The sequence below is a fragment of the Salinispora goodfellowii genome (assembly GCF_059570675.1).
In genome coordinates this window covers 45,289-55,861 of the sequence record NZ_JCANTD010000013.1, presented here as the reverse complement: position 1 = coordinate 55,861, position 10,573 = coordinate 45,289, and the positions used below count along the sequence as shown (strand labels likewise).

At 67.8% G+C, this 10,573-nt stretch carries 10 protein-coding genes and 1 pseudogene; 2 read left to right on the top strand and 9 right to left on the bottom strand.

Features of this window, described 5'->3' with window-relative positions; translation table 11 throughout:
• Positions 1–895 (bottom strand): FAD-dependent oxidoreductase (locus T398_RS14550; RefSeq protein ID WP_496447421.1); only part of this gene is annotated, 895 nt, incomplete at its 3' end.
• Positions 896–1,267: 372 nt separating this feature from the next.
• Here T398_RS14550 and T398_RS14545 point away from each other — a divergent pair.
• The gene (locus T398_RS14545) at positions 1,268–2,002 is read left to right on the top strand and encodes an HAD family hydrolase (protein ID WP_496447419.1); all 735 of its coding nucleotides are present in this window, start codon (positions 1,268–1,270) and stop codon (positions 2,000–2,002) included.
• Here T398_RS14545 and T398_RS14540 read toward each other — a convergent pair.
• Entirely contained in the window at positions 1,999–3,213 is a 1,215-nt protein-coding gene (locus T398_RS14540; RefSeq protein ID WP_496447500.1) for a helix-turn-helix domain-containing protein, read from the bottom strand. The genes T398_RS14545 and T398_RS14540 overlap by 4 nt on opposite strands.
• Positions 3,214–3,455: 242 nt before the next feature.
• Here T398_RS14540 and T398_RS14535 point away from each other — a divergent pair, with 242 nt between their 5' ends.
• A complete protein-coding gene (locus T398_RS14535; protein ID WP_496447417.1) occupies positions 3,456–4,043 on the top strand; it encodes a class IV adenylate cyclase in 588 nt (195 codons plus the stop codon).
• 74 nt (positions 4,044–4,117) lie between these two features.
• Here the strand turns inward: T398_RS14535 and T398_RS14530 are convergent, their stop codons facing one another.
• The 7 genes and pseudogenes from T398_RS14530 to T398_RS14500 all read right to left on the bottom strand — a co-directional run bounded on the left by T398_RS14530 (position 4,118) and on the right by T398_RS14500 (position 10,531).
• Positions 4,118–4,576 (bottom strand): PPC domain-containing DNA-binding protein, encoded by a 459-nt coding sequence (locus T398_RS14530; RefSeq protein WP_496447416.1) that lies wholly within the window; start codon positions 4,574–4,576, stop codon positions 4,118–4,120.
• A gap of 86 nt (positions 4,577–4,662) precedes the next feature.
• Positions 4,663–5,367 carry a creatininase family protein gene (locus tag T398_RS14525; protein WP_496447414.1) on the bottom strand — a complete coding sequence of 235 codons (705 nt, stop codon included), beginning with the start codon at positions 5,365–5,367 and terminating at the stop codon, positions 4,663–4,665.
• Positions 5,368–5,371: 4 nt separating this feature from the next.
• Complete coding sequence (locus tag T398_RS14520; protein ID WP_496447412.1) at positions 5,372–6,196, bottom strand: endonuclease/exonuclease/phosphatase family protein; 825 nt, start codon at positions 6,194–6,196, stop codon at positions 5,372–5,374.
• 15 nt (positions 6,197–6,211) lie between these two features.
• On the bottom strand, positions 6,212–6,811 hold the full coding sequence (gene tmk / locus T398_RS14515; RefSeq protein WP_496447411.1) for a dTMP kinase: 600 nt from the start codon (positions 6,809–6,811) through the stop codon (positions 6,212–6,214).
• The gene (locus tag T398_RS14510; RefSeq protein WP_496447409.1) at positions 6,808–7,830 is read right to left on the bottom strand and encodes a radical SAM protein; all 1,023 of its coding nucleotides are present in this window, start codon (positions 7,828–7,830) and stop codon (positions 6,808–6,810) included. Before T398_RS14510 ends, tmk begins: the two co-directional genes overlap by 4 nt.
• Positions 7,760–9,325 carry a glycoside hydrolase family 3 protein gene (locus tag T398_RS14505; RefSeq protein ID WP_496447407.1) on the bottom strand — a complete coding sequence of 522 codons (1,566 nt, stop codon included), beginning with the start codon at positions 9,323–9,325 and terminating at the stop codon, positions 7,760–7,762. Before T398_RS14505 ends, T398_RS14510 begins: the two co-directional genes overlap by 71 nt.
• A gap of 234 nt (positions 9,326–9,559) precedes the next feature.
• Positions 9,560–10,531, bottom strand: a pseudogene (locus tag T398_RS14500) (helix-turn-helix domain-containing protein).
• Positions 10,532–10,573: the final 42 nt, after the last annotated feature.

Sequence of the window (10,573 nt, the reverse complement as noted above, 5' to 3'; positions counted from 1 at the left end):
TGGTTTCGTGCCCGTCGAGAGTGATCACCTCCCGCCCGAAGGAGCGCTGGTAGTTGGTGAACTTGATCCGACCACCGTTCGGGCCGCCGCAGAAACAGAACGTCTTCGTCTTACGGTCCACTCGCTCTAACTGGGTGATCTTCAGGTCGGGGTGCTCGACGCCGATCGCGGCCAGCACCTCGGCCCTTGTTTCGAGACGCACGCCGAGCGACATGTCCGGCGCGATCGTCTGGACCCCGAACGCCGTCAGGAGGTTGTGAGTGCTGGTCACCCCGTGCCGGCCCGTGGCCAGCACCAGACGTGCCGTCTCGACGGTGACAAGGCCACCGTGGGTCGCTACCGCCAGCGTCAGGCGGTCCCCCTCCAGGGCGACGGTGACAAGTTCCGACTTCTCCCAGACGGCCAGAGCGTCGTGGCGGAAGCCGTGCAGCGCCGTGAGCATGTCCCGGACCTGCGTCTCCCCCAAGACCGCGACCGGGTACTCCCGGATGGCCAGGCCGTTCCCGGCAAACGCCTTGATAACTGGCGCGCCAAGCCTCGTGCCACTCAGAATGGGTGGCTCTGGCAGTGGAGCGGTCAGGAACTGGAACGCGCGCTCGCACAGTTCGTCGGCGCGGTCCTCACCGAAGTGATCGATCAGGCGGCGGCCGGATGGCAGCAAGCTCAACTTCACCCCGTCGCCGTAGTGCACACAGCCGCCAAAGCCACTGATCACATTGCAGATCCCGGCGCACCCCGTGCAACGCAGCCCTCGGTCGACCGGGCACGGCCGATTCCGCATCCCCCGCCCGGCCTCCAACAACAGCACCCGTAGGTCCTGGGCCTGGCGCACGACCTCGTGGGCACAAGCCAGACCACCCGGGCCGGCGCCGACGACGACGACATCGAAGAACATGGCAGACATTCCTTCCAACAGTCGCAGGGGATCGGAAGCGAACAGCCACCCCCGCGACCGGACGCGCTGCATGTCCACGGCTGGCCCAGCAAATCGACAACAGCTGCGGCCAGCGCGATGATCACCATGCAGGGCAGCAAAGGTGCCCGTCCGGACAGCTATCTCCCAAGACTGCGCGGACGATCCGCCCCGGCCTTTCGGGGAAGGCTCACTTACAGTCGCCGACGTCGGGTGTTGTCGGACAGGCATGTCATCGGACTATGACAATCCACCGACACCCGCTGCCGCGACCGCGCCCGGCCGTCTCGGTCGGCCGCGACCCCGGCGATGCTCGACAGGGTTAGCTGCCCGTACGCGTGCGACGATGCTTCTATGAACCACAGCAGCGCCGGCTTGGTCATCTGGGACGTTGACGGGACGCTTATCCCTGCGGACTTGCGCTGGCTGACGCGCGCGATCGCTCGTGCGTACGGCATCGCGCAGTCCGAGGTTGTCTTCCCTGACAAGAAGGTGCATGGGTATACGGACGAGTCGATCGCCATCGACACGGCGATCGCTTCGGGCGTGGACCCGTCATCTGCGGAGGCGGGCATACCCGCCTTCCGCCAGGCCATCGCCGCGGTCATGCGAGAGGGCCGGCAGGAGCTGGCTGAGGTCCAGCCGCCGTATCCAGGTGCGGCGGCGAGCATCGCGAAGCTGCACGAACATGGCTTCATCCAGACCGTGCTGACCGGCAACCTGCGTTCGGCCGCCGAGGTGAAGCTGGACGTGGCGGGCTTGGACGGTTTTCTTGATCTTCGCATCGGCGGGTTCGGGTCGGACGCGCGAGATCGCTTCCAGCTTCCGGCAGTCGTAGCTCAGCGCTACTCCGCGATCTACGGTGATCCGCTCGATTCCGCTCGAGCGATCGTCATCGGTGATGCGCCCAACGATATCGCTTGCGCACGTCACGCCGACTTTCGCGTCGCTGTCGTCGCTCACCGGCTTGGGCGTCGAGAGCTGGCATCCTACGAACCTGACGTGGTACTCGACAGTCTCGACCCGACGACGGTGGTGGCAGCCGTCAGTTCGCTGTTGAGTGCGGGCGGGACGCCGGCTGCTCGTTAGGCGGCCATCTGCTCCTCGAGTTCGAGGACAAGCGGCTCGTCGCGCCATCGGTCCAACCGTTGTCGAGCTCGTTGGGCTCGAGCGATGCCCCGATGGTTGCCACCTGCTTTCAGCTGGTCGTAGGTGGCGCCAAGCAGGGTGCAGGATCGTTCGAGTTCGCCGGCGTCGGCGTAGGCGCTGGCGAGGTCTACGGCTGCCGCCAACGCGACGTTGGCGTTGGCGTGGTCGTGTTGCAGCATCTGTACCGCACTTTCCAGCACGGTCACCGCCTGGTGGGGCTGACCGAGCAGGAGATGGCACGTGCCCGCGTAGACGTGGAGGCGAGCGCTACTCCAGTCGCTGTAGAGGCCGACACAGTCAACGGGCGACAAGTCGTTGACCGCTTCTTCTGCCCGCTTCAGGGCCGCCGTGGCCTCGCGGGGAAGTCGCAGGGCCGCGAAGGCTTGGGCCTGCTCGGCAGCTACTCGCGCCCGTGCGGGTGGACTGAGATCGGTGGACGCGCGGGCGGCCTCATCGAGTAGCCGCAGGCCGATCATGATGTCACCGTCTGCGTCGATCAGTGTGGCGGCTTCGGAGTGGAGGTTGCTCTCGAAGATGCGTGCCGTTGCGCTGATCCTGCGGCTGCCGAGCCTGTCGCCGAGCTGGCGGGCATAGGCGCAGTGAGCGAGTGCGAGGGCGCGGTTGCCCTGTGCGCTCCACAGCCGGCTGGCGACGATCGAGGCTTCGGCGAGCATCGCTCCGATATCAGCGCGGATGGGAGCACGACCCGCTTTGCGATACAGCGTCGACAGGCAGTCACGGTGGGCCTCGATCAGGCCCAGTAGCGCGTCGGGGGACACGGCCTGGCGCTGCTGGGCCAGCATGCTGGTGAGTGTGGAAAAGCTGTTCCACTCGCCCATCAGGTAGTCCGTTCCCGGCATGCGGGCGAGCGCCTCCGCAGCGGTGGAGGACGAGGGCTCAGCAGCCACGTGGCACGCCGTAGGGGCGGCCGTGCCGCTCAGCACGCGCCGGTTGCTGGCGAGCCGGATGCGATCGTATTCCCGGACCAGTCTGCCGCCGGTGCCCAACACCTCGTCGCTTCGGGCCCAGAAATCGCGGCCCACGCGCTGCCGGCCGGTCTCCACGTTCGCGATCGTGCTCCGCCCATAGCTCACCCGCGGGGCGTACGCCTCCTGCGTGTAACCAGCGGCTTTGCGGCTGCGGGCCAACATTTGACCAAGAGCGATCCATGCCTTGGCCACGTCTTGTGGTGGCACGCTCGACATCAGCAGCTCCCGATGGGTACGAACGCTCGCGCGAGGCGAGGCAGGTTGGTGTGGGAGCACTGTAGTGCAGGTCTGTGATGCGTCAGCTACTCAGCGGCTTCATCCAACACTCTTCCGACAAAGTTCCGACATTGGCCTCGCGGTCGTCCGAACTCGCGTGACCTCCGATGCTCGTATGCTCCCTGCTCGTGACCCACGAGCCGGCCAACAATGATCACGAGATTGAAGCCAAGTACCGCGTCGACGACCTGCAGGGGTTGATCACGGCGCTCGCCCGGCGGCAGGTCGTGTTGACGGAGCCGTCGGTCCAGGACGACCAGGCGTACGCACCAGCCGGCTGGTCGTACGGAATGTTGAAGGTCGGTGTGCCGTTCGCGCGTCTTCGCACGCAGGAGGGGCGTCATCTGTTCACCGTGAAGAAGCCGATCGACAACGAGATGGCGTGCCTGGAGCACGAATGCGTGATCCTCGACCGCGACGCGATGCATGATGCTCTCGCCACGATGGGTTGGGTGCCAACGGTGCGGATCGTTAAGCAGCGCCGAGTCGGCGATTGGGACGGCGCGAAGGTATGCGTGGACGTCGTTGACGGGCTCGGCGCGTTTGTCGAGGTGGAGCGATTGGTCAGCTCCCAGCACTCAGGTGAACAGGTGCAGCGCGGACTCGACGCGATGATTCGCTCACTCGATGTGCCAGTACGGCGGGTTGTGGACACCTACGACACGTTGATCTGGAATCTGACGAGCGCGGCCGTGAGGACGTCGGCCCCGTTCTGAGGTGGGTCGAGTCCACGGATGTTGCCGCCCCGGCTGTGACGGCTGGAGACCTGGGCCGCCGCGCTCGACTGGCTTCAGGGGAACTGCAGGAGTGGCACGTCGTAGAGGTCGGCTTGGCGAACACGCGTCATCGTTGGCTCGAGGATCTCCACGATGATCATTTCGGTGAGGAACTGGACGGTCGCGGCGAGCAGGTGGCTGGTGTGGGCGGTGGCGCTGTGCGCTTTCAAGCCCACGGTGAGGTGGATGTGCGGCTGGATGGCGTCGGTGTCGGGGTCGTAGGCGAGGGTGCCGCCACCGAGGGCTTCGATGTTGGTCAGATGGACTTTGGACCAGACCGGGGCGTCGGGGTTGTCGAGGCGTTCGCAGGTGCCGACGATGTCCGCGGTGGCGAGGCCGGCGATGAAGGTGGGGATGTAGCCCTGGCGGATGTCGTGGGCGCGGCAGGTGCGGTCGATGGCGTCGTAGAAGTCTTCCCCGTGGTCGAATACCGCGACGATGGTGCGGCCGGTGACGACTTCGCGGCTGCGCAATAGGGGCTCCTTCGAATTCGGTCGGCGTGCGGTGAGAGCTGGGTGCCACCGGGAGGATCGTGTCGCGTGGCGCCGGTGCCGGCCTATTAGCGAGTGAGGATGGTAAGGGTGTCCTCGAAAGTGCGGGCAAGGCTGGCGAGCACGGCCTGTCCCTTGGCTTCGGTGGCCAGTGATGGTTGCCCGACTACTCCGGTGCTCGTGTAGGCGGTCATGCCGAGCGTCAGGAGGTGTGGCCGTTCCGTGAGGTGGTCGGCGGTTCCGAAGCCCGGACCGACGGTGTGCGGTGCGGCGTGGAGCAGGATAGACGTCTCGATCTCTCCGGCGTGCATGTCGTCGTGGGTGGTGCTGTGCAAACCGGCGTCGTGGCGTGCTTGGTCCCAGTCCTGGCGTCCCGGGAACAGTGCGAGGCGTGGCCGGTCGGTGTTGGCCTCTTGGACGATGTTGGACAACACGTAGTTGCCGCCGTGCCCGTTGACGAGCACGAGACGATCGATGCCTTGCTCGTGGAGGGACGCCACGACGTCGTTGATGATGGCGGTGAGGGTGGTCGAGCTGAGACTGACAGTTCCTCGCCACGCGGCGTGCTCGTGAGAGCAGGACAGAGTGATTGGCGGAAGTAGGAACAGGTCGTAACGTTCCGCGAGCGCGGTGGCGATGGCGCTGGCCACGATGGTGTCGGTGGCGAGCGGTAGATGCGAGCCGTGTTGTTCGAAGCTGCCGATGGGCAGGACGGCGACCGACGCTTGGCGGCGCGCTTCGTCGGCTGCCGTGGCGATCGTCCAGAGGGTCACGCGCCTATTCTGCCGCTCGTCTAGGGGGACGTGAGATCCAGCAAGCCACGATGTTGCCCGTGCCGGCACCCCGACCACCGGCGGCCGGTGCGTCGATGTCGGCGCTATGCGCCAAGTGGTCGGTGAGACCTTCGAGGCGAGGTTGGTTCAGGTAGGCGGCGGCTGCCAGGTGAGGCAGTAGCCCAGGGCCGGCATGGAGGTAGTCGAAGCGATATCCGTTTCCGGCACGGCCGATCCAGCTATGTGTCTGCACGTCGGGGTGCAGAGTCCGGTGGACGTCGCAGAGCCCGAGTGTGGCGAGGGCGTCGAGGAAGTCGTACTCGAAGGGTCGGAAGCCGGGGTAGCGGGGTTGGTGGTCGCGGCTGATGACGTTGTAGTCGCCGCCGACCACCAGATGTGCGCGGTCGGTGGTGGGTAGTCGGGCCAGGGTGTCGGTGACGGTGGTGAGGAAGGTCCGCTTCTTGGCGAGCTTGGCCGGTGCCCGGTCGCTGGAGGGGACGTAGAGTCCGAGGATCGTGACGGCGGGGTCGGTGTCGAGGATGACGGCGGGGGCCCGGCCAGGCAGGCTGATGCCCGCGCTGAGGTGCGAGGCTGGGCGGGTCGGGATGCGGCTGGCGATGGCGCAGCCGCGGTCGCCGTCAGTCGACGGCTGGTGGGCGATGGACATCCCGGCTGCCCGCAGGCCGGTGAGCAGGTGCCGGGTGCCGGGTCCGTTGCTGGTTTCGGTCAGGATGATCACGTGGTCGTCGCGTTGCAGCAGCCAGGTCAGGAGTTTCTGCGCGCGGGCGAGCGCGGCGGCCTGCACGTTGATCGTCAGAATGGACAGCACGGTGAGCCTCGCTGGTCAGGGGCCGTCGGCGGGTAGCAGGGCGAGAATAGTGTCCACGACCTGTTCGGGGTTGAGGCCGTGGCAGGAGACGACGTGTTGGCGCCACTGCTGCCGGTGCAGGTGGGTGGCGGCGTCGCGGTAGAGGGCGAGTTCTTTCTCGGGCGAGCCGGCCAGTTCCAGCCTGGTCAAGTGTGGTCTAGCTGCCAGGCGGGTGCGGATGACCTCTGGGTGGTCTTCGAGGTAGATGACGGTGGCGGGCAGGACGTAGCGGTTGTAGGACCAGATCTCGCCGAGGTCGAGGCCGTCGATGCGTTGCAGCACCAGCGAGGAGGCGACGTACCGGTCGGTGACGACGTGCAGTCCGTCGTCGAGCCGGGGGATGATCTCTGTTTCGATGTGCGCGGCGCGGTCGGCGGCCAGAGCGAGGGCCAGTGCCTTGCCGTGCAGGAAGGATTCCTGGCGGCGCAGGAGCTGGCCCAGGGGCGTGCGGGTGGGCTCGCCGGTCAGGTGGACCCCTGCCGGTCCGAGTTCGGCGAGGCGGTCGGCCAGGCGACGGGCGACGGTGCTCTTGCCGACTCCGTTGGGGCCCTCCACGGCGATGAACAGGCTGCTCACCCCTTGGCCAGGGACAGCGGGAGCAGTCGACGGCCGGATGGGTCGGTGACGGGGCACTGCTCGGTATCGACATCGCCGATGCGGCCACCGGTGGCGATGACCGCGGCAGGGCAGCCCTTGCCGCACTGTCCGGCCAGCGCGCAGGAGCCGCAGGTCGGGTTGGCGCCGAGCCGGTAGCGGCCGTGGAAGTCGTAGGCGTCGAGGCCGGTGACAACCTCACTATCGAGGATGTTGCCGGTGAGGAACTCGGCATCACGATGCGCGGAGGCGGGCGTGCGAGCGGCGAAGACCAGGTAGGGGCACACGGCGACCTGCCCGTCGACGAAGACGTAGATCAGTTTTCCCGCGTCGCATCCGCCCAGCGGCAGGTCCTTGTTGGGGAACCGGATGCGCACGAGGTCGACCTGGCCGGCGAAGCGGTCGGTCACGGCCGTGATGGCGTTCATCGCGGCCGTGGTGGCGGCGAGCTTACTGCGGCTCTTCACCCCCCGTCCGAAGGAGGACAGCGGGTTCATCAGCACGTACTCGGCGCCGACGTCGACGGCGAAGGCGCACAGGTCAGCGAACTCCTGCGGCACGGTCAGCGCGTTGGGCGTGGACAGCAGGCCCTTGAGGAGGCCGGCCTCGGCGAACTTGCGGGTGGTGGCGACGGTGGTGGCGAACGACGACCGGTCGCCGCGGAACTTGCCGTGGCTGTCGGGCCGGAACCCGTCAAAGGACACGTTGACGTGAACGTTGCCCAAGGCGGCCAAGGCGGCTATATCGGCGTCGCGGGTCAGCGTCGCGTTGGTGCAGATGCCCACCGGCAGTCCCTGATCGGCCACCGCCTGGCACATGGCGATCAGGTCGGGGTGGACGAAGGGCTCGCCCCCGGTGAGCGTGAGGCGTTCGACTCGGGCGTCGAGCAGCCGGGGCAACACTCGGGTGGTGAAGTCGCCCAGGGACAGGTCAGACCCGACTGCGGTCGAGGAGACGAAGCAGTGGGCGCAGTGCAGGTTGCACCGTTCGGTGATCTGCACCAACGCCTTGCGTCCATCCCCGCCGACGGAGGTGCGGAAGTAGCAGGACGAGGCGTGGGTGTCCACGATGAGGCGCTTCATAAGGATCTTCCCGCGGTAGTGAGATGAACTCCGGACGCGCCAAACGGGGCGGCGTCGGGATGCCCTGCAGGATCGTCGTGCCGGGGGTGGTGTTGCCGCTGCCGCCCTGCCAGCTGACGGTCCACCCGCCGCTCTGGTTGCCGATGTCGTCGGCGCTCCTGCCGGCGACGAAGATCCGGCTGTTCGTGCGCAGCGGCAGCGCGCCGCCGTTCTTCAGCAGCACCTGCGACTCGGCCACCGCCTCGCGGGCCAACTCACGGTGTGCCGCGCTGCCCAGGGTGCCCGCGTACGAGCGGTCCGCGAGGGGGCGCTCGAAGAGGCCCAGCTCGAACTTCTTGGTCAGGATCCGCCGGTTGGCGTCGTCGATGCGTGACATGGGCACCCGGCCGGCCTGCACCTCGGCGCGCAGGAGCGTGATGAAGGACCGCCAGCCGTCGGGCGCCATCACCATGTCGATGCCGGCGTTGACCGCCTGCGCCACCTCGGCGCCGGTGAAGCCGGGAGCGCCGTCGATCTGGTCGATGCCGTTCCAGTCGGAGACCACGAAGCCGGTGAAGCCCAGCTCGTTCTTCAGCAGGTCGGTGATCAGGTAGCGGTTGCCGTGCAGCTTCTGCCCGTTCCAACTGCTGTACGAGATCATGATCGAGCCCACGCCCCTGCCGATGGCCGCCACGAACGGCGGCAGGTGCACGGCGCGCAGCTCCGCCTCGGAGAGCTGGGCGTCGCCCTGGTCGGTGCCGTTCGTGGTCCCCCCGTCACCGACGTAGTGCTTGGCGGTGGCCAGCACGCTGGCCGGCCCGCCGAGCGTGGCGCCCTGGTAGCCGGTGACGATGCCGCTCATCTGCGTCGCCAACTCGGGCTTCTCGCCGAACGACTCGTAGGTGCGGCCCCAGCGGTCGTTGCGGGCCACGCAGAGGCAGGGCGAGAACGTCCAGTCCACGCCGGTGCCGGTGACCTCCTCGGCGGTCGCCCGGCCGATCCGCTCGGCCAGGTCGGGGTCGCGGGTGGCGCCCAGACCGATGTTGTGCGGGAAGATCGTCGCGCCGACCACGTTGTTGTGCCCGTGCACGGCGTCCGAGCCGTAGATCATCGGGATGCCGAGCGGCGTGGCCAGCCCGCCCCGCTGGAAGGCGTCGTACATGTCGGCCCAGCCGGCCGGGGTGTTCGGTGACGGCGCCGAGCCGCCGCCGGAGAGGATGGAGCCGAGCCGGTAGGTGGTCACGTCGGCCGGACTGACCTTGGCCCGCTCGGCCTGGGTCATCTGGCCGATCTTCTCGTCCAGCGACATTCGCGACAGCAGATCCGCCACCCGCTGCGCCACCGGCAGGGACGGATCCTGATAGGGCAGCGTCTGAGCCGCCGCGACCGGGGTCAGGGTCAGGCCGGTCGCGGCGAGCGCGACCGCCGTGGCCACGCCGACGACGGCTGTCCGGGTACGAGATGGGCGCGTGGACCTGTGGAGCCGGATGGGCATGAGCATTCCCTTCGGGAATCGTGGTGGTGCTCCTGAGGTTGCCCTTGCCCGGACCTCGGCTCCGCTTCATGATGCCACGCCCCGCGCCCTCCTCGGAGGACGGCCGCACCAACCGGCCGACGCCTCACCGGCCGGTTAATAGTGCCGTGACCACGAACGTAGACGGTGTGGGGGTCAGGCTGCTCGGGTGGCGGGTTGGCCCCATCGTCGTTGGCGTTCGCTGCGGATGCGGGCGCGTTCTCGGCGTTGGGCGGCCAGGACGTAGGGGTGGCGGGCGTTGGCGTTGCGCCACCGTAGGTAGGCCCTCAGCCGCCGGGTCAGCGCGGGGTGGTTGGGGTGGTTGGAGCCGGCGATGACGAAGGTGCGGAGCTGCCCGAATTGGGCCTCGATCGGGTTGGCCCAGGAGGCGTAGGTCGGGGTGAAGCAGAGTTCGACCTTGTTCCGGGCCGCCCATTTGCAGATCTTGACGCCTTTGCGGACAGGTTGTCCAGGATGACGTAGATGGGCGCGCCGTCCGGGCAGCCGGTGCGGGCGTCCCACCGGCGTTCACCCGGCCCCTGCCTGCGGGCGGATCACCAGGGGCCCGAAGTCGTCGAACGCGAACACCCGCTGCGGGAAGCGGCTGCTCACGTGCTCGATCCGGGCGAGCTTGACGTCCCGGTCAGGGTCGGTGGACTCCTTCCACGTCTTGGTCCGCTGGAAGGTGATCCGATGCCGGTGCAGGATCTGCCGCAGCCGTTCCCGCCCGACCCGGACCCGTCGAGTCGAGTGAACGCGCAGGTGGTCGGCGAGCTTACGGATGCTCCACCGGGTGAACGGCCGCCCCAGCCTCTCGGGGCGGGTGTTGGCCGTCTCGACGATGTACTGCTCTTCGTCAGGACTGATCTGGCGGGGACGGCCACCCGCCCACTGAGGGTCCAGGCTAGCCATCCCCATCTCGTTGAACCGGTGGATGACCTGCCGGATCGTGTCCTCATCGGCTTGGACGAGACGGGCGATCGCCGGCACCGTGTTCCCGCCGGCAGACGCGAGCACGACCATCGCCCGCCGTAGTCGGATCGCTGAGCCGGTTCCCCGGCGGGTGATTCTGAGCAGCTGCTGACCTTCCTGATCACTCAGCCGCCGCACGCGTACAGGATCTGCCATCGCCACAGCCTGACCGCCGCGACGTCGTCGGGCCGTCAGGCC

What these genes read in the sequence shown, in the direction of transcription:
- T398_RS14545 (WP_496447419.1), top strand. Translation starts at nt 1,268, where the DNA reads ATGAACCACAGCAGCGCCGGCTTGGTCATCTGGGACGTTGACGGGACG.
- T398_RS14540 (WP_496447500.1), bottom strand. Translation starts at nt 3,213, where the DNA reads ATGTTGGCCCGCAGCCGCAAAGCCGCTGGTTACACGCAGGAGGCGTAC.